Source organism: Agreia sp. Leaf244, from assembly GCF_001422695.1.
Lineage (GTDB): Bacteria > Actinomycetota > Actinomycetes > Actinomycetales > Microbacteriaceae > Agreia.
On the sequence record NZ_LMLX01000002.1, the window covers coordinates 1 to 24788 of the forward strand.

General features: G+C 64.1%; 17 protein-coding genes, 1 tRNA gene and 3 rRNA genes. 10 read left to right on the forward strand and 11 right to left on the reverse strand.

The features are described from left to right. Window positions 1–42 precede the first annotated feature (42 nt). The 4 genes from rrf to ASF06_RS04840 form a co-directional block, all read right to left on the reverse strand. Window positions 43–159: ribosomal RNA gene (gene rrf, locus ASF06_RS04825) — 5S ribosomal RNA — on the reverse strand. Between the two features lie 160 nt (window positions 160–319). Further along, window positions 320–3440, reverse strand: a 23S ribosomal RNA gene (locus ASF06_RS04830). Between the two features lie 499 nt (window positions 3441–3939). Then, a 16S ribosomal RNA gene (locus ASF06_RS04835) occupies window positions 3940–5463 on the reverse strand. Together the 16S, 23S and 5S rRNA genes form the textbook arrangement of a ribosomal RNA operon. A 757-nt stretch (window positions 5464–6220) precedes the next feature. Further along, window positions 6221–8815 carry a DEAD/DEAH box helicase gene (locus ASF06_RS04840; protein WP_082500726.1) on the reverse strand — a complete coding sequence of 865 codons (2595 nt, stop codon included), beginning with the start codon at window positions 8813–8815 and terminating at the stop codon, window positions 6221–6223. 91 nt (window positions 8816–8906) lie between these two features. Between ASF06_RS04840 and ASF06_RS04845 the strand changes: the two genes are divergently transcribed. From ASF06_RS04845 to ASF06_RS04860, 4 genes are read left to right on the forward strand one after another with little or no spacing between them, the layout of a single operon-like run. After that, window positions 8907–9545, forward strand: a complete 639-nt coding sequence (locus ASF06_RS04845; protein WP_157439080.1) for a hypothetical protein — start codon at window positions 8907–8909, stop codon at window positions 9543–9545. Then, window positions 9542–11131, forward strand: coding sequence for a DNA polymerase Y family protein (locus ASF06_RS04850; RefSeq protein WP_055944205.1), 1590 nt, complete (start codon window positions 9542–9544; stop codon window positions 11129–11131). The genes ASF06_RS04845 and ASF06_RS04850 overlap by 4 nt, the downstream gene beginning before the upstream one ends. Window positions 11132–11143: 12 nt before the next feature. After that, window positions 11144–14551 (forward strand): error-prone DNA polymerase, encoded by a 3408-nt coding sequence (locus tag ASF06_RS04855; RefSeq protein ID WP_055944208.1) that lies wholly within the window; start codon window positions 11144–11146, stop codon window positions 14549–14551. 44 nt (window positions 14552–14595) lie between these two features. Continuing rightward, window positions 14596–15456 carry an Fpg/Nei family DNA glycosylase gene (locus ASF06_RS04860; protein ID WP_055944211.1) on the forward strand — a complete coding sequence of 287 codons (861 nt, stop codon included), beginning with the start codon at window positions 14596–14598 and terminating at the stop codon, window positions 15454–15456. A gap of 26 nt (window positions 15457–15482) precedes the next feature. On the opposite strand, the gene ASF06_RS04865 is transcribed toward ASF06_RS04860, so the two are convergent. Then, window positions 15483–17486 (reverse strand): vWA domain-containing protein, encoded by a 2004-nt coding sequence (locus ASF06_RS04865; RefSeq protein ID WP_055944214.1) that lies wholly within the window; start codon window positions 17484–17486, stop codon window positions 15483–15485. Further along, window positions 17479–18864, reverse strand: coding sequence for a hypothetical protein (locus ASF06_RS04870; RefSeq protein WP_055944217.1), 1386 nt, complete (start codon window positions 18862–18864; stop codon window positions 17479–17481). The genes ASF06_RS04865 and ASF06_RS04870 overlap by 8 nt, the downstream gene beginning before the upstream one ends. 122 nt (window positions 18865–18986) lie before the next feature. On the opposite strand from ASF06_RS04870, the gene ASF06_RS04875 reads away from it, so the two are divergent. Genes ASF06_RS04875 through ASF06_RS04885 form a run of 3 tightly spaced genes read left to right on the forward strand, consistent with a single transcriptional unit; the run spans window position 18987 to window position 20202 of the window. Then, window positions 18987–19529 carry a TetR/AcrR family transcriptional regulator gene (locus tag ASF06_RS04875; protein ID WP_162237677.1) on the forward strand — a complete coding sequence of 181 codons (543 nt, stop codon included), beginning with the start codon at window positions 18987–18989 and terminating at the stop codon, window positions 19527–19529. Next, on the forward strand, window positions 19526–19879 hold the full coding sequence (locus ASF06_RS04880; RefSeq protein ID WP_055944224.1) for a DMT family transporter: 354 nt from the start codon (window positions 19526–19528) through the stop codon (window positions 19877–19879). Before ASF06_RS04875 ends, ASF06_RS04880 begins: the two co-directional genes overlap by 4 nt. Continuing rightward, on the forward strand, window positions 19876–20202 hold the full coding sequence (locus ASF06_RS04885; RefSeq protein WP_055944227.1) for a DMT family transporter: 327 nt from the start codon (window positions 19876–19878) through the stop codon (window positions 20200–20202). Before ASF06_RS04880 ends, ASF06_RS04885 begins: the two co-directional genes overlap by 4 nt. 81 nt (window positions 20203–20283) lie before the next feature. Here the strand turns inward: ASF06_RS04885 and ASF06_RS04890 are convergent. The 4 genes from ASF06_RS04890 to galU all read right to left on the reverse strand — a co-directional run bounded on the left by ASF06_RS04890 (window position 20284) and on the right by galU (window position 22989). Then, window positions 20284–20359: transfer RNA gene (locus ASF06_RS04890), tRNA-Ala, on the reverse strand. Between the two features lie 57 nt (window positions 20360–20416). Next, a complete protein-coding gene (locus tag ASF06_RS04895) occupies window positions 20417–21310 on the reverse strand; it encodes a hypothetical protein (protein ID WP_055944231.1) in 894 nt (297 codons plus the stop codon). Between the two features lie 87 nt (window positions 21311–21397). Then, the gene (locus ASF06_RS04900; RefSeq protein WP_055944234.1) at window positions 21398–22051 is read right to left on the reverse strand and encodes a GNAT family N-acetyltransferase; all 654 of its coding nucleotides are present in this window, start codon (window positions 22049–22051) and stop codon (window positions 21398–21400) included. Window positions 22052–22098: 47 nt separating this feature from the next. Then, the gene (gene galU / locus ASF06_RS04905; protein ID WP_055944237.1) at window positions 22099–22989 is read right to left on the reverse strand and encodes a UTP--glucose-1-phosphate uridylyltransferase GalU; all 891 of its coding nucleotides are present in this window, start codon (window positions 22987–22989) and stop codon (window positions 22099–22101) included. A gap of 85 nt (window positions 22990–23074) precedes the next feature. On the opposite strand from galU, the gene ASF06_RS04910 reads away from it, so the two are divergent. From ASF06_RS04910 to mscL, 3 genes are read left to right on the forward strand one after another with little or no spacing between them, the layout of a single operon-like run. Next, window positions 23075–23653: a 5-formyltetrahydrofolate cyclo-ligase gene (locus ASF06_RS04910; RefSeq protein ID WP_055927586.1), complete on the forward strand. Its 579-nt coding sequence runs from the start codon at window positions 23075–23077 to the stop codon at window positions 23651–23653. Between the two features lie 47 nt (window positions 23654–23700). Beyond that, window positions 23701–24051, forward strand: a complete 351-nt coding sequence (locus tag ASF06_RS04915) for an FmdB family zinc ribbon protein (protein ID WP_055944240.1) — start codon at window positions 23701–23703, stop codon at window positions 24049–24051. 43 nt (window positions 24052–24094) lie between these two features. After that, window positions 24095–24523: a large conductance mechanosensitive channel protein MscL gene (mscL, locus tag ASF06_RS04920; RefSeq protein WP_055944244.1), complete on the forward strand. Its 429-nt coding sequence runs from the start codon at window positions 24095–24097 to the stop codon at window positions 24521–24523. 22 nt (window positions 24524–24545) lie between these two features. Here the strand turns inward: mscL and ASF06_RS19380 are convergent, their stop codons facing one another. Next, complete coding sequence (locus tag ASF06_RS19380) at window positions 24546–24785, reverse strand: hypothetical protein (protein ID WP_157439081.1); 240 nt, start codon at window positions 24783–24785, stop codon at window positions 24546–24548. Between the last annotated feature and the right edge of the window lie 3 nt (window positions 24786–24788).

The window sequence follows — 24788 nt, forward strand, 5'->3', positions numbered from 1 at the left end:
GAAATGGCCACCCCGTGTGGGGTGGCCATTCGTGTAATAGGAGTCCGGCGGTGTCCTACTCTCCCACAAGGTCCCCCTTGCAGTACCATCGGCGCAGAGAGTCTTAGCTTCCGGGTTCGGAATGTGACCGGGCGTTTCCCTCTCGCTATGGCCGCCGAAACACTAGAGATGTAACTAGTAGTTTCAAACAGACAACAACGTGATTCGTCTTTCGACGATGTTGTGTGTGTTTGGTTCTCGACCGTACATCGAGAACCACATAGTGGACGCAAGCAGTGTGTGCTCTGAATAAACAGAGCCGTTTCGCAAAATYTTGGGTGTTATCAAGTTATCGACTTATTAGTACAGGTCAGCTCCGTAGGTCTTTAGTCCCTACTTCCACATCCTGCCTATCAACCCAGTAGTCTAGCTGGGAGTCTCTCACCATAAATGGTATGGAAATCTCATCTCGAGAACGGCTTCCCGCTTAGATGCTTTCAGCGGTTATCCAGTCCGAACGTAGCTAATCAGCGGTGCTCCTGGCGGAACAACTGACACACCAGAGGTTCGTCCAACCCGGTCCTCTCGTACTAGGGTCAGATTCTCTCAAATTTCCTGCGCGCGCAGAGGATAGGGACCGAACTGTCTCACGACGTTCTAAACCCAGCTCGCGTACCGCTTTAATGGGCGAACAGCCCAACCCTTGGGACCTACTCCAGCCCCAGGATGCGACGAGCCGACATCGAGGTGCCAAACCATGCCGTCGATATGGACTCTTGGGCAAGATCAGCCTGTTATCCCCGAGGTACCTTTTATCCGTTGAGCGACAGCGCTTCCACAAGCCACTGCCGGATCACTAGTCCCGACTTTCGTCCCTGCTCGACTTGTCAGTCTCACAGTCAAGCTCCCTTGTGCACTTACACTCGACACCTGATTACCAACCAGGTTGAGGGAACCTTTGGGCGCCTCCGTTACTTTTTGGGAGGCAACCGCCCCAGTTAAACTACCCATCAGGCACTGTCCCAGAACCCGATTAGGGTTCGTAGTTAGATATCCAGAGTGACCAGAGTGGTATTTCAACAATGACTCCACCTGAACTAGCGTCCAAGCTTCACAGTCTCCCACCTATCCTACACAAGCCACACCGAACACCAATACCAAACTGTAGTAAAGGTCACGGGGTCTTTCCGTCCTTCTGCGCGTAACGAGCATCTTTACTCGTAGTGCAATTTCGCCGAGTTCGCGGTTGAGACAGCTGGGAAGTCGTTACGCCATTCGTGCAGGTCGGAACTTACCCGACAAGGAATTTCGCTACCTTAGGATGGTTATAGTTACCACCGCCGTTTACTGGGGCTTAAATTCTCAGCTTCGCCTTGCGGCTAACCGTTCCTCTTAACCTTCCAGCACCGGGCAGGCGTCAGTCCGTATACATCGTCTTGCGACTTGGCACGGACCTGTGTTTTTAGTAAACAGTCGCTTCCCACTGGTCTCTGCGGCCCTATCCCGCTCCAGGAGTAAATCCCTTCACAGGTCAGGCCCCCCTTCTCCCGAAGTTACGGGGGCATTTTGCCGAGTTCCTTAACCACGATTCTCTCGATCTCCTTAGTATTCTCTACCTGAACACCTGAGTCGGTTTGGGGTACGGGTGACTAAAACCTCGCGTCGATGCTTTTCTTGGCAGCATAGGATCACTGATTTCGTCCGTGAGGACTACCCATCGGGTCTCAGGCTATATAGAAGACGGATTTGCCTATCTTCTGCCCTACATCCTTAGACCGGGACAACCATCGCCCGGCTCAGCTACCTTCCTGCGTCACACCTGTTAATACGCTAAACGCACCAGCATAGGGTCGTACGCTAGGCCCCAACCGTCACCCCGAAGGGATCAGTGATGGGGATTCAGATACTTAGCATTACTGGATTGTCTTGGGCGGTTTTTCGTCAGTACGGGAATATCAACCCGTTGTCCATCGACTACGCCTGTCGGCCTCGCCTTAGGTCCCGACTTACCCAGGGCGGATTAACCTGGCCCTGGAACCCTTGTTCTTTCGGAGGACGGGTTTCTCACCCGTCTTTCGCTACTCATGCCTGCATTCTCACTCGTGTGGCCTCCACGGCTGGTTTACACCGCCGCTTCGCTGGCCACACGACGCTCTCCTACCCATCCATACGCCTGGACCCACAAGTGGGCCGGGCAAAAATATAAATGCCACAACTTCGGTGGCGTGCTTGAGCCCCGTTACATTGTCGGCGCGGAATCACTTGACCAGTGAGCTATTACGCACTCTTTCAAGGGTGGCTGCTTCTAAGCCAACCTCCTGGTTGTCTGTGCAACTCCACATCCTTTCCCACTTAGCACGCGCTTTGGGACCTTAGTTGGTGGTCTGGGTTGTTTCCCTCTCGACGATGAAGCTTATCCCCCACCGTCTCACTGCTGCGCTCTCACTTACCGGCATTCGGAGTTTGGCTAACGTCAGTAACCTTTTGGGGCCCATCGGCTATCCAGTAGCTCTACCTCCGGCAAGAAACACGCAACGCTGCACCTAAATGCATTTCGGAGAGAACCAGCTATCACGAAGTTTGATTGGCCTTTCACCCCTATCCACAGCTCATCCCCTCCATTTTCAACTGAAGTGGGTTCGGTCCTCCACGACGTCTTACCGTCGCTTCAACCTGGCCATGGATAGATCACTTCGCTTCGGGTCTAGAACCAGCGACTAAAACGCCCTATTAAGACTCGCTTTCGCTACGCATTCCCCTCACGGGTTAAGCTCGCCACTGATCACTAACTCGCAGGCTCATTCTTCAAAAGGCACGCTGTCACCCCAACAAGGAGGCTCCAACGGTTTGTAAGCAAACGGTTTCAGGTACTATTTCACTCCCCTCCCGGGGTACTTTTCACCTTTCCCTCACGGTACTTGTTCACTATCGGTCATCTGGGAGTATTTAGGCTTATCAGGTGGTCCTGACAGATTCACACGGGATTTCTCGGGCCCCGTGATACTTGGGATACTCTTCGAGCCATAACTTCATTTCGACTACCGGGCTGGCACCGTCTATGGCAGGGCTTTCAATCCCTTTCGTCTATAAAGCGCTGTAACTCTCACTGTTCGGCAGAAGCAGCAGAAAAGTCCCACAACCCCGACCATGCAACGCCTGCCGGCTATCACACATGATCGGTTTAGCCTCTTCCGGGTTCGCTCGCCACTACTAACGGAATCACTATTGTTTTCTCTTCCTGAGGGTACTGAGATGTTTCACTTCCCCCCGTTCCCTCTACCCGCCCTATATATTCAGGCGGGAGTCACCAGGTCACCCAAAGGGCCTGGCGGGGTTTCCCCATTCGGAAATCCTCGGATCACAGCTCTATTATCAGCTCCCCGAGGCTTATCGCAGATTTATACGTCCTTCTTCGGCTCCAGATGCCAAGGCATTCACCGTTTGCTCTTAAAAACTTGACAAACAAAATTGCAAAAAGACCAATGCTTACCACCAAGAAGCAAGCTCCTCGGTGATGTCATTGATACACATAACACGACACGCACCACGTCAGACAGAACCGAAGTCCTGACCTATTTGATACGAGCGTGTAGATGCTCGCGTCCACTGTGTAGTTCTCAAAGTACGGGCGGTATCCTCCCCCACCCACACACCTCGAAAGGCATTCATGTGAGCAGGACCAGGATCCAGAAGGCAGTCCAGCCACTCCCTACGGAGCAGATGGCCCGGTCCTTCAGGACCCAACAGCGTGCACAAAACCTACTTCACACCAGAACCCCCGTTCCGAACTCCCGAAGAAGTTGTACTAACGAGCTCTTTAGCTTTTCGATTTCCTAAGTCAATGTTCCACCCATGAGCGCCACCGCAGAACGTATGTCTACGAAATGGCTACGAGGTKTACTAGCCCTTGACTGATCTGTGTAAACAGCAGGGTCAGAGGCATCCTCGAGTGCTCCTTAGAAAGGAGGTGATCCAGCCGCACCTTCCGGTACGGCTACCTTGTTACGACTTAGTCCTAATCACCGATCCCACCTTAGACAGCTCCCTCCCACAAGGGGTTAGGCCACTGGCGTTGGGTGTTACCGACTTTCATGACTTGACGGGCGGTGTGTACAAGGCCCGGGAACGTATTCACCGCAGCGTTGCTGATCTGCGATTACTAGCGACTCCGACTTCATGAGGTCGAGTTGCAGACCTCAATCCGAACTGAGACCGGCTTTTTGGGATTCGCTCCACCTTACGGTATTGCAGCCCTTTGTACCGGCCATTGTAGCATGCGTGAAGCCCAAGACATAAGGGGCATGATGATTTGACGTCATCCCCACCTTCCTCCGAGTTGACCCCGGCAGTCTCCTATGAGTTCCCACCATAACGTGCTGGCAACATAGAACGAGGGTTGCGCTCGTTGCGGGACTTAACCCAACATCTCACGACACGAGCTGACGACAACCATGCACCACCTGTTTACGAGTGTCCAAAGAGTTGACCATTTCTGGCCCGTTCTCGTATATGTCAAGCCTTGGTAAGGTTCTTCGCGTTGCATCGAATTAATCCGCATGCTCCGCCGCTTGTGCGGGCCCCCGTCAATTCCTTTGAGTTTTAGCCTTGCGGCCGTACTCCCCAGGCGGGGAACTTAATGCGTTAGCTGCGACACGGAGACCGTGGAATGGCCCCCACATCTAGTTCCCAACGTTTACGGCATGGACTACCAGGGTATCTAATCCTGTTCGCTCCCCATGCTTTCGCTCCTCAGCGTCAGTTACGGCCCAGAGATCTGCCTTCGCCATCGGTGTTCCTCCTGATATCTGCGCATTCCACCGCTACACCAGGAATTCCAATCTCCCCTACCGCACTCTAGTCTGCCCGTACCCACTGCAGGCTGGAGGTTGAGCCTCCAGTTTTCACAGCAGACGCGACAAACCGCCTACGAGCTCTTTACGCCCAATAATTCCGGACAACGCTTGCACCCTACGTATTACCGCGGCTGCTGGCACGTAGTTAGCCGGTGCTTTTTCTGCAGGTACCGTCACTTTCGCTTCTTCCCTACTAAAAGAGGTTTACAACCCGAAGGCCGTCGTCCCTCACGCGGCGTTGCTGCATCAGGCTTTCGCCCATTGTGCAATATTCCCCACTGCTGCCTCCCGTAGGAGTCTGGGCCGTGTCTCAGTCCCAGTGTGGCCGGTCACCCTCTCAGGCCGGCTACCCGTCGTAGGCTTGGTGAGCCATTACCTCACCAACAACCTGATAGGCCGCGAGTCCATCCTTGACCAAAATTCTTTCCACAACCAGACCATGCGGCCAGCTGAAATATCCGGTATTAKACACCGTTTCCAGTGCTTATCCCAGAGTCAAGGGCAGGTTACTCACGTGTTACTCACCCGTTCGCCACTAATCCACCCAGCAAGCTGGGCTTCATCGTTCGACTTGCATGTGTTAAGCACGCCGCCAGCGTTCGTCCTGAGCCAGGATCAAACTCTCCGTAAATGATTACGCACAACCACACCACCGGAATAGGCGGAGCAATTGCAAGTTTGAAACTGACAGAACAAATCATTACTGACTTGCTTTGTATGTTTATATCTATTTCCAAAGGAATCCCAAACACCTTCAAAGAAGATGCCCGGGGTTTTTGGCATTTGACTTAGTGCACGCTGTTGAGTTCTCAAGGATCGGACGCACCCGACATCAACCACACCAACCGGCACAGCATCACATCGAGGCAACTTCTCAAGCCTATAGATCGCCGACGATGATGCTCGAGAGCANCTGGTCTGCGATCGCCACCCTCAAAGAGACGTTTGGCATTTGACTTAGTGCACGCTGTTGAGTTCTCAAGGATCGGACGCACCCGACATCAACCACACCAACCGGCACAGCATCACATCGAGGCAACTTCTCAAACCTAGACCCGATCGAAGCTCTTGTCAAATCGAGCGATTCGAGCGACAAGACCGAAATCAGGCGCTTCAAATCGAACCAAACGACGTTCGACTGGGAAGGTTTACATCCTAGAACAAGAACCGGAGTCGTTTATAGACTCTGATCTGGAACTATGGGATGGTCCCGCTTGAGGCCGGAAGCTCTTCGGCTTTCCGCACCTGTGGGGTGACAAGAGGAAACATTACGGAAACACTGGGCGCTCGTCAAAACCAACGTGCAGCCCGGGCGTGTCGCGGCTGGCGGCCCCGGAATTCTGCGGAAGTGGCGCCCTTCGACAGGCTCAGGGAACGGGCGCCGTTAGTCAGGAAGCGCGCGGGCTGTTGTCGACGGCGGTGATGCGCACGACGGCGACGCCCTGCTCGTTGGACTCGGCCAGGTCGACGACGGCCGAGATGCCGTAATCGTGGTCGCCCTCCGGATCGTCGAAGATCTGGCGCACCGACCACTCCCCCGGCCGCTCGTCGATGATGAGCATCGCGGCACTGCGCGCATCCGCACCGGTGAGCAGCTCGTCGTGCTCGTCGAAGTAGTCGTCCATGGCGGCGGCCCAGGCTTCGGAGTCGAAGCCGGCGGCGGCATCGAGTTCGCCGAGCGCCTCGTAGTTCTCGAGCGCCGCGAGTTGCACCCGGCGGAAGAGCTCGTTGCGCACGAGGATGCGGAAGGCTCGCGTGTTCGAGGTGAGCAGTCGCGGCGCAGGCGGCACGATGCCGGGACTCTCGACGCTGCCGCCGTCGTCGCTCGGGTTGATCAGCTCTTCCCACTCGTCGAGCAGGCTCGAGTCGACCTGCCGCACGAGTTCGCCGAGCCACTCGATGAGATCCTGCAGTTCATCGGTCTTCGCCTCATCGGGAATCGTCTGCCTGGCCGCTCGGAACGCATCCGACAGGTACCGCAGCACGAGCCCTTCCGAGCGCGAGAGCTTGTAGAAGTTCACGAAGTCGCCGAACGTCATCGCCCGCTCGTAGAGATCACGCACCACCGACTTGGGCTTCAGCTCGAAGTCCCCGATCCACGGCTGCGAGGCGCTGTAGGTCTCGAAGGCCTCGCCAAGCAGGCCCTCCAGGGGCATGGGCCATGTCACCTGCTCGAGCAGTTCCATGCGCTGCTCGTACTCGATGCCCTCCGCCTTCATCGACGCCACGGCCTCGCCCCGAGCGAGGAACTGCTGCGCCGACAGCACCGGCCGGGGGTTCTCGAGCGTGGACTCCACGACGGAGATCATGTCGAGCACATAGGTCTCGCTGTCTCTGTCGAGCAGGTCGAAGACCGCGAGCGCGAACGGCGAGAGCGGTTGGTTGAGCGCGAAATTCGGCTGCAGGTCGACGGTGAGCCGGATGCGATCGGGCCCGCCCCCGGGTTGCGGCACCTGGGTGACGACCTCGGCCGTGCGGAGTGTGCGGTAGATCGCGAGCGCCTGGCGCAGATGCGCGAGCTGCTTCGCCCGCGGCTCATGACTCGTCTCGATGAGCTCCCGGAACTCGCGGAAAGCATCCCCCTCACGGGCGATGACGTTGAGCACCATCGAGTGGCTCACCTGCATGCTCGACGAGAGCGTCTCGGGTTCGGCGTCGACGAGCCGGAGAAAACTGGGCTCGCCCCAGGAGACGAACCCTTCCGGCGCGCGCTTCTTGACGATCTTGCGCTTCTTCTTCGGATCGTCGCCGGCCTTGGCGATCGCCTTGAGGTTCTCGGTCTCGTGCTCCGGGGCCTGAACCACGACCGTGCCGGCGGTGTCGTAGCCCGCCCGCCCGGCGCGACCCGCTATCTGGTGGAATTCCCGCGCGTTGAGCTGGCGCATCCGGGTGCCGTCGAACTTGGTGAGCGCCGTGAGGAGCACGGTTCGAATGGGCACGTTGATGCCGACGCCGAGCGTGTCCGTTCCGCAGATGACGCGCAGCAGCCCACGCTGCGCGAGCTGCTCGACGAGGCGGCGGTACTTCGGGAGCATGCCCGCGTGGTGAACGCCGATGCCCGAGCGGATGAGCCGGTTCAGGGTTCGCCCGAAGGCCGTCGTGAACCGGAATCCGCCGATCACCTCGGCGATCTCGTCGCGCTGCTCCCGCGTCGCCACTCGGATGCTCGTGAGGGCCTGGGCGCGTTCGAGGGCTGCGAGCTGCGAGAAGTGCACGATGTAGACGGGTGCCTGGTGCGTCTCGAGCAGCTCCTCGACCGTCTCTTGAACGGGTGTCGTGGCGTAGTAGTAGTGCAGCGGAACCGGCCGCTCCACGCCGGTGACGACCGCCGTCTCCCTGCCCGTTCGCGCCGTCAGGTCCTTGGCCAGCCAGGTGACGTCGCCGAGCGTGGCCGACATGAGCACGAACTGCACGTTCGGCAGCGTGAGCAACGGAACCTGCCAGGCCCAGCCGCGCTCGGGGTCGGAGTAGAAGTGGAACTCGTCCATCACGACCTGGCCGACGTCGGTGTCGGCCCCGTGGCGTAGGGAGAGATTCGCCAGGATCTCGGCGGTGCAGCAGATGATCGGCGCATCCGGATTCACCGACGAATCGCCGGTGACCATGCCTACGTTGGCCGCGCCGAACACGTCGACGAGCGCGAAGAACTTCTCGCTGACGAGAGCCTTGATCGGTGCCGTGTAGTAGCTGCGCTGACCCCGCACGATGGCCGCTGCGTGTGCGCCGATCGCCACGAGCGACTTGCCCGTGCCCGTGGGGGTCGACAGGATGACGTTGGCGCCGGAGACGATCTCGATGACCGCCTCCTCCTGGGCCGGGTACAACGAGATTCCGCGGGAACTCGCCCAGGTCTCGAAGGCTCCGAAGACCGTGTCCTCGTCGAACGCCTCGGGGAGCAGCGACAGGAGGGAGGCGGTTTCGGCCTCGCCGATCTGCTCGGAGTCGTCGTCGCTGTCGGCGGCCTCGGGCAGAGTCACGGTCATGATGTATCGATCCTGCCCTCTGCAGGGCCGAGCGCCTAACCGGCACTGTCACCCCGTTGACAAGTTCGAACATATGTTCGAACATTGCTGAATGAATTCGGTCGCAGCTGTGGAGTCACCGGCCTCGGTGAGGCAGGCTCTGCAGGCGCGCATCTCGTCGATGCAGTCCACCAGACTCGACGACGATGCATTCCCCGTGCTGCCGATGATGCGCGGAGTCCTGGCCCGCGGCCTGCGTCGCGGAACGGTCTACTCGCTCACGGGCTCGACCTCTCTGGCACTCGCCCTCGTCGCCGCCGCGTCGCAGCAGGGCGAGTGGTGCGGTGTGCTCGACGTTCCCGACCTCGGCCTCGAGGCCGCAGCCGGCTGGGGCATCGATCTCGATCGGCTCGTCTGGGTCTCCGACCCCGGTGAGCGATGGATGTCGACGGTCGGCGCGATGGCCGATGTGCTCGGTCTCGTGATCGTGCGGCCTCCGACGCGTGTCTCGGCATCCGAATCGTCGCGGCTCTCGGCCCGACTGCGACAGGCACGATCCACCATGCTCGTTCTGGGCGACTGGCCCCAGTCCGAGTCCGAGATCACCGTCGTCTCGTCGTCGTGGACGGGCCTCGGCGACGGGCACGGGCACCTCGCCGACCGTCGCCTCGACGTCGAGGTGCGCCAAGGCCAGCGAGCGGGCGCACCGCGGCGATCGCAGCTTCGCATCCCGGCGGGCACGATCCGATGAGTGCCTCGAGTTCCCGAGTCATCGTGGTCTGGGTGCCCGACTGGCCGATCGTCGCCGCGCGCCAAAACCTCCAGGCAACCGACCTCGATCTGACAGACGAGCTGCCGTTGGCCCTGATCGACCGGGGAACGGTCTTCGCGTGCTCCTCGCTCGCGCGAGCAGCCGGAGTGCGCAGGGGCCTCGCAGTTCGAGAGGCGCAACTCCGTTGCCCCGAGCTGCTGGTCGCGCCCTACGACGCGCAGGCAGACGCCCGGGCATTCGAGCACGTCGTCACGCTGATCGAAGAACTCGTCCCCGGCGTCCGCATCCTGCGCCCGGGCTTGTGCGCAATACGAGCGCGGGGTCCTGCCCGCTTCTACGGGGGCGAGCAGCAGGCCGCGGCGACCATCCGACAGGCACTGTCCGAGAGCGTCGCCTCGGTGCTCATCGGCTCGGTGCGCGTCGGCATAGCCGACAGCCCGTTCGGGGCCGAACAGGCGGCCCTGCGCACAGAGGAGTCCGCCCCGGTTCGCATCATCGATCCCGGCACCACGCAGGGCTTCCTTGCTCCGCTTCCCATCTCCACGCTCGAGACCTCACCCCTCGACGACGCCGCACTCGTGCCGGTGCTGCGTCGACTGGGGCTGCACACTCTCGGCGATTTCGCCGCCCTCGACCGAACGGCCGTCGGGGTGCGATTCGCCGAAGCGGGCCTGCGTGCGCACGCCCGGGCATCCGCCACCGATCGGCTCTCGGGAGCCGAACACGCCCCCGAAGCCGACCTCGGAGCCGACGTCGCGTTCGAGCCCGCCCTCGACCGCGTCGACCAGATCGCCTTCGGAGTGCGAGCGGCAGCGGAGTCGATGATCGAACGGCTCGCGCACGCGGGCCTGGTCTGCACCGCGCTGCTCATCACGGTCACCAGCGAGTCCGGCGATCGCAGCGAACGCTCCTGGTCGCATCCCCACCACTTCTCGGCGCCCGATGTTGTCGACCGCGTGCGCTGGCAGCTGCAGGGATCAGGCGGAGCCGCCGCGGGGCCGTCGGCTCCCGTCGAACGAATAGAGATCGCTCCCTCGCGGGTCGACGCGAGCACGAACCACGAGGCGGGGCTCTGGGGAACGTCCCTCGACGAGCGCGTGCATCACGCCCTCGCGCGGTTGAGCAGCCTGCTCGGCCACGGGGCTGTATCGACTCCCTCTCTGGGCGGCGGTAGGTTTCTGGCAGAGAGACGCGTGCTCGTGCCCTGGGGCGACGAGTCGCCCAAGACGCAACGCGCCCTCCCCTGGCCGGGCAGCATCCCGCCGCCTGCCCCCGCCACGGTGTTCAGCGCGCCCCGCCGCGCCGAGGTGCGCGGAGCGCTCGGCGAACCGGTCGACGTCGACGCCCGGGGAACAACGAACACCGCCCCTGTCTGGATGGCATTCGACCAGGCCCCTCCGCTCACGATCTCTGCATGGGCCGGCCCTTGGCCCGTGCACCAGCGCTGGTGGGATTCCGACACGCGCCGAAGCGCCGCACGCTTCCAGATGATCGATTCCACGGGCATGGCCTGGCTGCTGATTCTCGAAGACCACACCTGGGCCGCGGAGGCCCGGTACGACTAGACGGAGCGCGCTGTGAAGTGGACCAATCCGCCCATCCCCTGGTCGGAATTCGAACGGATCGCGTCGGGAACGAGCAGGCGCGACGAGCGCCCGCCCGGTGCCGACGGTGGCGACAGCCCGGCGTGGTCGCGCAAGCGCGCTCCGTACGAGCCGACACCCCGGGCCGATCGGCCGTCGGGAGCGGTCGTGCCCTACGCCGAGCTGCACGTGCACTCGAACTACAGCTTTCTCGACGGCGCCTCGTCGCCCGAGCACCTGGTCGAAGAGGCGGTGCGGCTGGGCCTCACCGGCCTCGGCCTCACCGACCACGACGGCCTCTACGGAATCGTCCGAATGGCGGAGGCGGCCGAGAGGCTCGACCTCGCGACCGTGTTCGGGGCCGAACTGTCGCTGGGCCTCGGGGCTCCCCAGAACGGAGTTGCCGACCCCGAGGGAGACCACCTCGTGGTCCTCGCCCGCAAGGAGGCCGGCTACCACCGTCTGGCCGGGGCGATCACCCAGGCACAACTCTCGCCGGGAGCGCAGAAGGGCCACCCCGTCTATTCGCTCGACGAGCTGTCGCAGACGGCGCAGAACTCCTGGCTCGTGCTGACGGGTTGCCGCAAGGGAGCAGTGAGGCGCGCCCTCCAGACCGAAGGTGCCGTGGGCGCCGACCGCGAGCTCGGTCGTCTCATCGACCTCTTCGGCCACGACAATGTCGCCGTCGAACTCTTCGACCACGGAGATCCCCTGGCCTCGAGCATCAACGACTCGCTCGCAGACCTGGCGCGGCGCTCCGGTCTGCCGGTGATCGCCACGAACAATGTGCACTACGCGACTCCCGACGCGCATCCCCTGGCTTCCGCCCTCGCCGCGATCCGGGCACGCCGCAGCCTCGACGAGATGGACGGCTGGCTGCCCGCCACCGACTACGCGCACCTGCGCAGCGGGGCCGAGATGGCGGCGCGGTTCTCCCGCTTTCCCGGGGCGGTCGAACGCACGGTCGACGTCGCCGCCGATCTGTCGTTCTCGCTGCGCTCGGCGCGCCCGAACCTGCCGAAGCTCGACGTGCCCTCGGGGCACACCCCCATCACCTGGCTTCGCGAGCTCGTGCGCCGCGGAGCTGAGAGGCGCTACCCGAATGCGACCCCGGCCGTGCTCGAGAGGCTCGAACGCGAGCTCGCCGTCATCGAGGAGAAGGACTTCCCGGGCTATTTTTTGATCGTCGAAGACATCGTCGGCTTCGCCCGCGGCCGAGGCATCCTCTGCCAGGGCCGTGGGTCGGCGGCCAACTCGGCGGTCTGTTACGTGCTCGGCATCACCGCCGTCGACTCGATCGCCCGCGGCCTTCCCTTCGAACGGTTTCTGTCGGCGCTGCGCGAAGAGGAACCCGACATCGACGTGGACTTCGATTCCGACAGGCGCGAGGAGGTCATCCAGTACGTGTACGAACGCTACGGGCGACGCAACGCCGCCCAGGTCGCCAACGTCATCAGCTACCGGCCCAAGAACGCCGTGCGCGACGTCGCGAAGGCGCTCGGCTACAGCCAGGGCCAGCAGGATGCGTGGTCTCGGCAGATCGAGAGATGGGGCAGCCTCACCGAGTCCCACGACCACGACATTCCGGATGCCGTGACCGAGCTCGCGCAGCAGCTCCTCAAGGCGCCGAGGCACCTGGGCATCCACTCCGGAGGAATGGTGCTGACCGAGAATCCCGTGGGCGAGGTCGTGCCCATCGAACACGCCCGCATGGAGAACCGCACCGTTCTGCAGTGGGACAAGGACGACTGCGCATGGATGGGCCTGGTCAAGTTCGACCTGCTCGGCCTCGGGATCCTTGCCGCCCTGCAGTACACCTTCGACCTCGTGGCGGAACACACCGGAGAGGTGTGGGACCTCGACAGCATTCCGAAGGAGGAGGCCGGGGTCTACGACATGCTGTGCCGCGCCGATGCCGTGGGAGTGTTCCAGGTCGAGAGCCGCGCCCAGATGGGCACGCTGCCGCGGCTTCTCCCCCGTCGGTACTACGACCTCGTCATCGAGATCGCGCTCATCAGGCCGGGACCGATCCAGGGAGGCGCCGTGCATCCGTATCTCCGGCGCAAGACGGGCGAAGAGGCGGTCAGCTATCCGCATCCGCTGCTCGAGCCCGTGCTGGAGCGCACGCTCGGGGTGCCGCTCTTCCAGGAGCAGTTGATGCAGATGGCCATGGCCGTCGGAGGCTGCTCACCAGCCGATGCGGATCTGCTGCGGCGGGCCATGGGGTCCAAGCGCGGGGTCGAGAAGATCGAGTCGCTGAAGGCCACCCTGTTCGAGGGGATGGCGCGCAACGGCCTCGACATCGAGACGAGCGAGGACATCTACGCGCGCATCCAGGCCTTCGCCAATTTCGGCTTCGCCGAGAGCCACGCGCTCAGCTTCGCCCTGCTGGTCTACGCCAGCGCCTGGCTCAAGCTGCACTACCCGGCAGCCTTCCTCGCGGCGCTCCTGCGTGCCCAGCCCATGGGCTTCTACTCGCCCCTCACACTCACGGCAGACGCACGACGGCACGGCGTCGACGTGCGGCGACCGAGCATCCAGTCGTCTCTGCCCGACGCGACGCTCGAAGCCCTCGATCCGCATCACCCAGCGCACCCCGATGGGCGGGCGGAGTGCTGCGATCCGAGCCAGCCGCCGGTCGGCCCGTTCGACCGTGGCGCTCCCGATCTCTCGGCGATGCATCGACGCGACGGCCGTTTCGCCGTGCGCCTCGGACTCGCAGGGGTCACCGGCATCGGAGCCGACCTCGCGCGACGCATCGTCGAGGAACGCACCCGATCGGGCGACTACGTCGACCTCGCCGACCTGTCGCGAAGGGTGGGGCTGACCACGGAGCAGCTTGAGGCCTTGGCCGCCGCCGGGGCGTTCGACTCGTTGGGCGTCAGCCGGCGCGAGGCGTTCTGGCAGGCCGGAGAGGCGTCGAAGGAACGCGCAGATCAGCTCGAGGGCTCATCGGTCAGCGTGCAGCCGCCGCTGCTTCCCGTTCTCTCGTCGACCGAACGCCTGGCCTACGACATCTGGTCGACGGGCATCTCGCCCGACGACCACCCGATCAGCCAGGCCCGCGGCGCCCTGACCGCGCGCGGCGTCTCGCCCATCTCGGCTCTGGCACGCGCCGAGACGGGCCGACGTATATTCGCGGGCGGAGCTGTCACCCACCGCCAGCGCCCTCAGACGGCCGGCGGAATCATCTTCATGAACCTCGAAGACGAGACCGGCATGCTCAACGTCGTCGTCAGCACGGGCGTGTGGAATCGCTATCGGCGGCTCGCCCGCGAGTCTCCCGCCCTCGTCGTGAGGGGCATCCTGGAGCGTTCGCCGGAGGGCATCATCAATGTGGTGGCCGACCGCTTCGAGGAGCTTCCGTTGCAGACACGCACCCGATCGCGAGACTTCCGCTGACGGCACTGTAGACGAATGTCGGGGGCTGACGCGAGACTGGATGCGTGCCAGAACTCCCCGAGGTCCACGCGCTCGTCGCCGATCTGGGCGCGCGCCTGCTCGGTCGCACCGTGGCCCGTCTCGACATGGTGTCGTTCTCGGCCCTCAAGACCTTCGACCCGCCTGTCTCGAGCCTCAACGGCCAGGTCGTCGAATCGATCGCCCGACACGGAAAGTACCTCGACCTCGGCATCGGAGACGTGCATCTCGTGCTGCACCTGGCCCGTGCCGGCTGGATCCGCTGGCGCGAGACAGAACCCCCGCCCCGAACGAAGCCGTCATCCGGCCCGCTCACCGCGCGCCTGGTCCTCGACGACGGTTCCGGCTTCGATATCACCGAGGCGGGAACGAAGAAGAGCGTCGCCATCTGGATCGTGCGCCACGTCGACGAGATACCGCAGATCGTGCGGCTCGGCCCCGATCCGCTCGACGCTGCGTTCACCCGCGAGGTCTTCCGCGGCATCCTGTCGTCGGCCGGGCGAATGCAGATCAAGGGTGTTCTGCGCGACCAGTCGCGGATCGCCGGCATCGGCAACGCCTACTCCGACGAGATCCTTCACGTCGCCCGCATGTCGCCCTACAAGCCGGCCGCGATGAGCGACGACGAGGCATCCGAACTCTACGACGCCGTGCGCGAGACCCTTCAGGCTGCGATCGACCGGTCGGAGGGAGTCAGCGCGTCGAATCTCAAGCGCGAGAAGAAGACGGCCATGCGCGTGCACGGTCGGGTCGGCGAGGAGTGCCCAGTCTGCGGCGACACCGTACGGCAGGTCATCTTCGCCGACCGCACGCTCGAGTACTGCCCCAGCTGCCAGACCGGCGGCAAGCTGCTCGCCGACAGGGTGCTTTCTCGTCTGCTCAAGTAGGCGTCTCGTCCCTCAGGGCGTGAGCGTCACCAGCCGAATGACGAATCCGGCCGGCGCGAGCCGAGGTAGGAGTCGACGACGGCCGCACCGAGGTCGTCGAGCTCCGGAGAGACGACATGCCCGCCGACCCGTTTCGCCATCGAGTCGATGAACCGGGCCAGCCCCGGGTCTTCGCCCAGCCTGAAGAAGGTCGTCGACGCCCCCAGTCGCATGGAGTTCTCGAGCTCTCGCACGGCATAGGCCACCGTGAGCGGATGCGGCGGGTAGTCGAAGAACACCTCTCCGCTCGATTCGAGGTGGGAGGTCGGTTCGCCGTCGGTGACGATGAGCAGCACGGGCTGCGCGTTGGGATGCTTGCGGAAGTGCCTGTTCGCGAGAAGGAGGGCGTGGTGCAGATTGGTGCCCTTCTCGTACTCCGCCTCGAGGCCGGTGAGCTGCTCGATCTCCATGACCTCTGCCTGCCGCCCGAACGCGATGAGCTGCAGGTCGTCGCCGCGGAATCGGCTGGTCACGAGGGTGTGCAGGGCGAGGGCCGTGCGCTTCATCGGAACCCAGCGGCCGTCCATGGCCATCGAGAACGACGTGTCGACCAGCAGGGCGACGCAGGCCTGCGTTCGCGCCTCGGTCTCCTGCACCTCCACGTCGCCGATCTCGATGCGCACACCCTGGCCGAGGGCTCCCCCGCCACCCGCGGTGCGTGAGATGGCATTGGTGATCGTGCGCGTCACATCCCACGGCTCGGTATCGCCGAACGCCCACTCGCGCGTGGCGCCGGAGAGCTCGCCTGCGGCACCCGCCTGGCGCACGTCTCGCTCGCCTTGGCGCCCGGAGAGCCGGGTGGCGACGTCGCGCAGCAGAGACTTGCCGAGCAGCCTCATGGCCTTCGGCGTCATCCGCAGGGTTCCGTCGGAGGCCCGCTTCATCGTTCCCGAGTCGCGCAACGCGTTCTCGAGTTGCTTCAGGGTGCGCGCATCCACCGATGCCTCGTCGCCGAGCTGGCGTGCAAGGGCGTCGAGATCGAGATCGTCGAGGCGCGACCCTCCATAGCCCTGGGCCAGCTGCTCGGTCAGTGCATCGAGTTCAGCGATGTCCTGGAAGACTCCCGTGCCGTCGCCGAGGCCCAGGCTCTCAGAGCCGCTCATGCTTTCCGACCCGCGCCAGTCGGCACCGGGGCGAAGCGACTGCAGCTGCTCGTCGAGTGTGGCCAACGACGACATGAGCTCGGGCGACCCGAAGGCCTGGGATGCGAGTGCGTCGAGTTCGTCGCGCTGCTCCTGGCTCATCGAATTGCGCATTCGTGCGGCCGCCGCCGCGCGCTCGGCGAGGGTGTCGATGAGTTCGTCGATGGTGCGGGGGTTCTCCGGGAAGAAGTCTCCATGAGCCCGCATGAAATCGTCGAACTGCTGCTGGTCGGCCTCGCCCCGCGCGTGCCTGTCGAGCAGCGCGGTGAGGTCGGCGAGCATGGCGGCGATGGCCGCCCTGTCTTCGTCGTCGGCGTTCTCGAGGGCCTGCTTCATGCCGGCAAAACGCTGGTCGAGCATCTCTCGGCCGAGCAGGTCTTTGATGCGCTCGAAGTCCTGGCGCGCCTCGGTGCTGCGCCAGGCGTAGTCGTTCAGCTCCTTCACGGCCGCCGCCGCGGAGGGCGGCAGGGCGCCGAGCTGCATCTCGGCGAGTGCCCGGGCGTCGTCGTCCATATCGACGTCGCGGGCCAGCTGCTTGCGTTCCTCGAGCACGGCCTTGTCGAGCAGCCTCTTCACCTCTTGGAGAGTGCCGTCGAGGTTGTGCTTCGCGGCGAGTTCGCGCCGTTTCTCCGCGACCCGGCGCGCGAGGTCGTCGAGTCCGGGCCTGTCATCGGTGCCCCGGCGGAGGAACTCGCGGAGCGACGCTTCGGGAGAGTATCCCGCCATCACGTCCTGCCCGATGGCGTCAAGCGCCTGCTTCACATCGACGGGCGGCGCGAGCGGATCGGGCCCTCCCGCGTACTTGCCGTAGCGCGATGCCCGGGTGAGCCGTCGATTGGCCCTAGCCATAGATCGTCTCGCCTCCGCCGCTCGCCTTGCTTATTCGGCGATCGAGAAAGAGGCCTTCGAGCGCGAGCTCGATCGCGCCCGCCCGCTGGCCGTCTGTGCGCGCGTCGAGCCTGTCGGTGATCTGGTCGTACAGGTCGGATTCGCCGAGCACGGGAAGGCCGCCGAGGAACTCTCGAGCCGACACCTGCTCGCCGGTCGTCACCACGGCGCCGTCCTCGACGGCGGAGACGAGCGCCCTGAAGTCGATGCCCCGCAGATACGCGTGCACCGTCTCGGCGGTGGCCCGTCGAAGAAGGTGGTCGAGGATCTCGTCCTCCCGGCCCTCCTCCCCCGACTCGAACTCGATCTTGCCGCCGAGCACGTCGACGGCCGTCTCCAGATCGACGGGCCGAGCCACGGCATCCGGTTCGCCCTGCCGCGTGGCGCGATGGATGGCCGCCGCAGCGATCGTCTCTGCTCCGGCGATGGCGAACCGGGCGCTCACGCCGCTGCGCTGGTCGACGGACGCGGACTCGCGGAGCGCCCGCGTGAAGCGGGCGAGGATCTCGACGAGGTAGTCGGGCACCTCGGCGACGAGGTCGGACTCCTGCCGGATGATCGACACCTCGTCGGCCAGTTCGAGCGGGTAGTGCGTGCGGATCTCCGCGCCGAAGCGGTCTTTGAGCGGGGTGATGATGCGGCCGCGGTTGGTGTAGTCCTCGGGATTCGCACTGGCGACGACGAGCACGTCGAGCGGCAGCCGCAGCACGTAGCCGCGAATCTGGATGTCGCGTTCCTCCATGACGTTGAGCATGGCCACCTGGATGCGCTCGGCCAGGTCGGGCAGCTCGTTGATCGCGACGATGCCGCGGTGGCTTCGAGGGATGAGGCCGAAGTGGATGGTCTCGGGGTCTCCGAGGCTCCGGCCCTCCGCCACCTTCATCGGATCGACGTCGCCGATGAGGTCGGCGACGGACGTGTCGGGAGTCGCGAGCTTCTCGGCATAGCGTTCGTCGCGGGATCTCCAGGCGACGGGAAGCTCGTCGCCGAGCTCCTCGGCGCGACGGATGCTCTGGCTGGTGATGGGCTCGAGGGGATGCTCGCCGAGCTCGGATCCATCGATGACGGGCGACCACTCGTCGAGCAGGCCGACCATCGTGCGAAGAAGCCGGGTCTTGCCCTGCCCGCGCTCGCCGAGCAGCACGATGTCATGGCCGGCGATGAGCGCGCGCTCGAGCTGCGGGATGACCGTGGCCTCGAAGCCGTGAAGGCCCGGCCAGGGATCTCGGCCCTCGCGGAGCGCCGACAGGAGGTTGTCACGGATCTCGACCCGAAGGGACTTCTGCACGTGGCCCGAAGCCTTGAGCTGACCGACTGTGGAGATGAGGGGACGCGTCATCTCTGCAACGCTACTCCCGCCTCAGACAGTGCTGTCCCTGATGCGACTGTGAATTCTCGATAGACAGAGTATGCAACGTCGTCTCTTCTTTTCTTTACCGTACGTACGGTATGGTTTCGATCATGAGAAACAGTTCACTACCTGAGATCCTCGACGCCGCCATGCGTGTCCTCGACGCGGCCGACGGGGGCGATATCACCTACGACGCGGTCGCCCGGGAGGCGGGTCTGACCAAGGCCGGCCTCATGTATCACTTCCCTTCGAAGGACGCCATGATGATCGCGATCATCGAGCACGTCATCGGCCGCTGGCAGCACGAGCTCCAGACAGCGCTGGGTGTGACCCTCGAAGAATCGACCCTCACGCAGCGGGTGCATGCCTTCGTCGAGTTCGCCGGTTCCGGCGGCGCGACGAGCGGCGAGTTCGCCGTGTTCTCCGAGGCCGTGCGGCGGCCGGCTCTTTCGGCACCCTGGCTCGACTACCTCCGCACCTGGTTCGCGGTCGATGGCGGCGATGCACCGGATGCGACGGCGCTCCTGCTGGTCTGGCTTGCCACGAATGGCCTCTGGATCGCCGAGTCGACCGGCATCCTCGCCCTCGACGACGACCGACGCAGCGCGCTGGTATCCGCACTACTCGACATCCTGCCGAAGGAGAAGCGATGAAGAAGTGGCTCATCCTCGCCGGCGCGATCGTGCTTGAGGTCATGGCGACTCTGTCGTTGCGCGCCGCGATCGACGCACCCTGGTGGGCAGCGCTCGCCGCTGCCGGCTATATAGGCGCGTTCATCGCCCTCTCGGCGCTCCTGCGCCTGGGCACTCCGATCGGTGTCGTGTACGGCATCTGGGCCGCGGCCGGTGTGGCCCTGACCGCGATCCTCGGCAGTCTGATCTTCGGCGAACCGTTCACCTTTCTGATCGGCCTCGGCATCGCCGTGGTTATAGCCGGAGTGGTGCTGGTCGAGACCGGCCACGACACGAAGCCGGAAGCTTCTGCGTTGAAGGCGGGCTCATGACCTGGCTGCTACTCAGCGGCGCGATCCTCACGGAGGTCGCTGCCACCATGTCCCTCAGGGCGTCAGAGGGCCTGCGCAAGAAGCGCTGGATCGCCCCGGTCGCCGTCTTCTACGTCACGGCTTTCTCGCTGCTCACCGTCACCCTCTCCCTGGGAATGCCCGTGGGCATCGCCTATGGCATCTGGGCGGCATGCGGCGTGGCCCTGACCGCGCTCGGAGCGCGGCTCTTCTTCAAGGAGAGGCTGACCTGGCGCATGGGCGCAGGCATCGCCCTGATCGCGGTCGGTGTTCTCATCATCGAACTCGGCAGCCAGGCGCACTGACCACACGCACTGCCCGCACAAAAACTGGCCGCACAAAGAGAAGAAGCCCCGGCCGTGGCCGGGGCTTCTTCAGTGCTGTTCTGGTGGAGCATAGGAGATTCGAACTCCTGACCTCTTCGATGCGAACGAAGCGCGCTACCAACTGCGCCAATGCCCCGGAACTGCCTTGGAAGACTATCACGACCGCGGCAGCGACTTCGAACCGAGCGGGCTGTCAGCCTGCCCTGCGGCGGGCGAGAACCTCGTCGAGGTCGAGCCCCGAGCGGTCGTCGGTGTCGACGATGCCCATGGATGCGAAACGGCTGGGCGGGCGGGGCGCCACCGGCTCGGCCACGGGCGCGAGCGGCAGCTCGATGGGAGCCACCGAGGGCCCGGCGGAGGCTGCGGCGCGCAGAGCGTTCTCGGCATCCGATGCGGCCCGACGAAGATCGGCCTCGATCTCGAGCGAGACCTCGCGCGCCACGGACGGAAGGGCCGTGGCGAGCCCGGGAGCGGAGACTCGGGCGGCGTAGAGCGGCTTCGGGAGAGGAATCGGAGTCCACTCGCTGGGAGCGACCGGCACGGCGACCGGCTGCGGCTCGGCCTCGAGGAACGAGCCGCCATGGTCGACGAGCGTCTGGTCGTGCACCGTGAGCTTCGGGGCAGGAAGGCGCAGGCTTCGACCGGCCTGGGCGAGCTTGCCGAGCATCACGACGCAGAGCGACGCCACCGAGGCCCCGATGGCGACGACGACCCAGGCACCTGCGAGGGAGATCTGGAAACCGGCCAGCACGGCGACGGAGACGGAGAGCAGCAGGATGCCCGTCGTGACCGCGCGCGAACGCTTGATGCGGGCCGCGATGAGGATGGCGACGGGAGTGGCGTCTTGCGAGACCTGGCGCAGGTAGCGCTGCTGCTCGGCGACGCTGCGCGCCGTGGTCGCGACGCGGATCTCGTCGGGCACCTCGCTCGTCTCGGCGAGGATGCGCAGGGTCTGCTGCAGGCGCACCGCGTTGCGTTCGGTTGCGAAGTACTCGCGTCGCCGAGACCAGGTCGGCATGAAATAGATCAGCCACAGCCCGGCTGCGACAGCGATGATGAGGCCCCCGCCCAGCCAGTCCGTTGTCATGCCTCTACGGTATGAGAGAGCGGAGCGGTTGAGGCCGTCTGCCTGCGTGTGTCGCGAAGACCCTGCAGCCAATTCGCAGTGATGCGATCAGCGCGGGAGCGTCTCGATCGCTCGCTGCGCTGCCTCGCGGTCACTGAGGGGCACCGTGCCTTCGCCCGCGGGAACGCGTCCGTCCTTCCATCGGCGGAGCACGCCGACCGGCAGCTCCTCGGAGACGAGGGCGAAGCAGAAGTGATCGCGCCAGTCGCCATTGATGTGGATGAACCGGCGGCGCAGGCCCTCGTAGCGGTAGCCCAGCTTCTCGACGACGCGCAGGCTGGGGCCGTTCTCGGGACGGATGCAGATCTCGATGCGGTGGAGGCCCACCTGGAAGAAGGCGTAGTCGGAGGCGAGGGCGACCGCCGTGGGCGTGATGTTCTTGCCCGCGAAACGCTCGGACACCCAGTAGCCGATGCTGGCCGACGACACCGACCCGTAGCTGATCGACGACACGTTCAGCTGGCCCGCCAGCTCACCGCTGTACTCGATCAGAAAAGGCAGGCCGTAGCCGGCCCGCGCGTTGCTCTGCAGAGACCGGATGCTCGCCCGCGTGTCGAAGGACATCGGGCCGTGCGGGTTGGTCGCCTCCCACTTGCGCAGCCAGCCGCGGTTCTCCATGAGTTCGCGTTCGAGCGCCCGCGCATCACGCACCCGGATGGGGCGGATGACGATCGGACCGTCGGACAGGGTGGGAACAAACATCGGCGGTGACAGTCATTCCTTCTGCGTGGTGGTGGATCGTGGGGCTGTTACAGGCCCTTGGCGTACTCCTTGAGCCAGGGTCGGAGGTCGGTGCCCAGGTCTTCGCGGTCGCTGGCCAACTGGATGATGGCCTTGATGTAGTCAAGCTTGTCTCCGGTATCGTACCGGCGACCACGGAACACCACACCGTACACACCACCCGCGATCGACGTATCCCCGGCGAGGGTCTCGAGCGCGTCCGTCAACTGGATCTCGTTGCCCTTTCCGGGAGCCGTGTTCTCCAGCACGTCGAAGATTTCGGGCTGCAGCACATACCGGCCGATGACCGCGTAGTTCGAGGGCGCATCCTCGGCGGAGGGCTTCTCGACGAGTCCGGTGATGCGCACCACGTCGTCTTCGTCGGTGGTCTCGATCGACGCGACACCGTACATGTGCACCACAGAGGGGTCGACCTCGAGGAGGGCGACGACACTGGCGGTGCGCGTCTCGGCGACCTCGATCATGCGCGAGAGCAGCTCGTCGCGCGCATCGATCAGGTCATCGCCCAGAAGCACCGCGAAGGGCTGGTGACCGACATGCATACGGGCGCGCGACACGGCGTGGCCGAGACCGCGAGGATCGCCCTGACGCACGTAGTGCATCTCGGCCAGCGCGGTGGCTTCGTTGACCATGCGCAGCTTGTTGCCGTCACCCTTGGACTCCAGGGTCGCTTCGAGTTCGGTAACGCGGTCGAAGTGGTTAGCCAGCGCGTGCTTGTTGCGGCCGGTGACAACGAGGATGTCGTCGAGGCCCGCTTTCACGGCCTCTTCGACGACGTACTGGATGGCCGGCTTATCGACGACCGGCAGCATCTCTTTAGGCAGCGCCTTGGTCGCGGGCAGGAAACGCGTTCCCAACCCGGCAGCAGGAATAACGGCTTTTGTGATCTTGATCCCCATGGGCACAAGGCTATCCAATGGCGAGCGGTCGGCGCGCCGGATTGCGAAACACGGCCGATACATCCATGCAACTAAAATCTCTTAGATGGTCACCGACCCGAGCAACATCAAGCGTGCACTGCGAGCCGAGCTCCGTGAGCGCCGCCGCACCCGCACCTCCGTCGAGAGAGCATCTGCCACCGAGGGCTTCACCCGCAACCTGCAGAAGCTGGTAACCGACTCCGGCGCGACCTTCATCTCGTGCTATCTGTCGGCCACCCACGAGCCCAACACCCGCGAGTTCCTCAACTGGGCAGAGGCGAACGGCATCCGTGTGCTATTTCCCATCGCCCGCGAAGACGGCCTGCTCGACTGGACCCGTGGCGACGGCGAATCCGAGGCGCAAGGTCTCTTCGGCATGCCGGAGCCCGTCGGCGAGATCCTCGGGCCGATGGTGATCAACGACGTCGACCTCATCATCGTTCCTGCGGCCGCGGTCGACGCATCCGGGGTCAGGCTGGGCTGGGGTCGGGGATACTTTGATAAGACGCTCGGCAGCATGCAGAAGTGCCCTCCCGTCTACGCCGTGATCTTCGACGACGAACTCCTCGAGTCCGTTCCGCGCGAGATCCACGACCAGCCCGTCGACGGCATCGTCACCCCCACGCAGATCCACACGTTCTAGACCAGCGCCGCTCGGCACTCTTTTCACCGTTCCAAGGAGCTTTTCCCGTGCCCACCTATTCCTACCGCTGCACCGAGTGCACGAACGCCTTCGACATCCACCAGGCGTTCACCGACGACTCGCTCACGGTCTGCCCTGTCTGCGGCGGCAAGCTGCGCAAGGTCTTCAGCGCCGTGGGCGTCACGTTCAACGGCTCGGGCTTCTACCGCACCGACTCGCGCGCGGCCGACAAGTCGAGCGGCTCGGGCAGCACGGGCGGCACGGGCAAAGCCAGTGGATCGGGCGAATCGTCGTCGGCCTCGAAGCCCGCGGCGCCGTCGACGCCGTCTGCGCCGGCGACCACGGGAGGCTCGAGCTCGTCGTCGGGCTCGAGTTCGTCACCCGCCGCGGCCAAGTAATACTGGTAGACGAGAACTGTAAGTACAGCTGAGGGGGCCCACCATGTTCAAGGGATTCAAGGAGTTCGTTCTCCGCGGGAACGTCATCGATCTGGCCGTCGCCGTCGTCATCGGCGCAGCCTTCACCGCGGTCGTGAACTCGATCGTCGAGAACGTCTTCAACCCCGTCATCGCGGCGGCATTCAAGGCCGAAGACCTGGTGGGCGCTTTCCCGATTCCCATCGGAGACAGCGCGATCCAGCTGGGCTCCGTGCTCGCCGCGATCATCCAGTTCCTCATCGTGGCAGTGGTCGTGTACTTCGCGTTCGTGCTTCCGATCAACCACCTCAAGAAGGTGGCCTTCATCAAGAAGCAGCAGCCGACCCCCGCCGAGACGGTCAGGACTCCCCCGACCGAGGCCGAGCTGCTCACCGAGATCCGCGATCTGCTCGCCAAGCAGCAGACGTCGTCGAGCACTCAGCACGACGCCTGACCGGTTCAGAGGCAGGGCCCGCTCACCAGTGAGGCGGCTTCTCCAGCTTCAACCTGTCGTCGTTCCTGTCGCTGCCGCGCGGTGAGGGGGCGCCCCACGACGCATCCGTGTCTTCGTCGGCCTTCTCGACGGCCGAGCCGTCTGCGCGCTGGGGCGTCGGGTCGGAGCCGGCCACGGCATCCGTCGTCACTCGACGTCGCCCCGTACGCCGAATGGGCGGGTCGGGAAGCGCCGCAGCGGGGTCGTGAGTCTCTTTCGGCACCTC

Excerpts from the sequence above, each read along its gene's own strand:
- ASF06_RS04885 (WP_055944227.1), top strand. The coding sequence starts at position 19,876 with ATGACCTGGCTGCTACTCAGCGGCGCGATCCTCACGGAGGTCGCTGCC.
- ASF06_RS04910 (WP_055927586.1), top strand. The coding sequence starts at position 23,075 with ATGGTCACCGACCCGAGCAACATCAAGCGTGCACTGCGAGCCGAGCTC.
- ASF06_RS04845 (WP_157439080.1), top strand. The coding sequence starts at position 8,907 with ATGAATTCGGTCGCAGCTGTGGAGTCACCGGCCTCGGTGAGGCAGGCT.
- ASF06_RS04840 (WP_082500726.1), bottom strand. The coding sequence starts at position 8,815 with ATGACCGTGACTCTGCCCGAGGCCGCCGACAGCGACGACGACTCCGAG.
- ASF06_RS04875 (WP_162237677.1), top strand. The coding sequence starts at position 18,987 with ATGAGAAACAGTTCACTACCTGAGATCCTCGACGCCGCCATGCGTGTC.
- ASF06_RS04895 (WP_055944231.1), bottom strand. The coding sequence starts at position 21,310 with ATGACAACGGACTGGCTGGGCGGGGGCCTCATCATCGCTGTCGCAGCC.
- ASF06_RS04865 (WP_055944214.1), bottom strand. The coding sequence starts at position 17,486 with ATGGCTAGGGCCAATCGACGGCTCACCCGGGCATCGCGCTACGGCAAG.
- ASF06_RS04900 (WP_055944234.1), bottom strand. The coding sequence starts at position 22,051 with ATGTTTGTTCCCACCCTGTCCGACGGTCCGATCGTCATCCGCCCCATC.
- ASF06_RS04850 (WP_055944205.1), top strand. The coding sequence starts at position 9,542 with ATGAGTGCCTCGAGTTCCCGAGTCATCGTGGTCTGGGTGCCCGACTGG.
- ASF06_RS04880 (WP_055944224.1), top strand. The coding sequence starts at position 19,526 with ATGAAGAAGTGGCTCATCCTCGCCGGCGCGATCGTGCTTGAGGTCATG.
- ASF06_RS04870 (WP_055944217.1), bottom strand. The coding sequence starts at position 18,864 with ATGACGCGTCCCCTCATCTCCACAGTCGGTCAGCTCAAGGCTTCGGGC.
- galU (WP_055944237.1), bottom strand. The coding sequence starts at position 22,989 with ATGGGGATCAAGATCACAAAAGCCGTTATTCCTGCTGCCGGGTTGGGA.
- mscL (WP_055944244.1), top strand. The coding sequence starts at position 24,095 with ATGTTCAAGGGATTCAAGGAGTTCGTTCTCCGCGGGAACGTCATCGAT.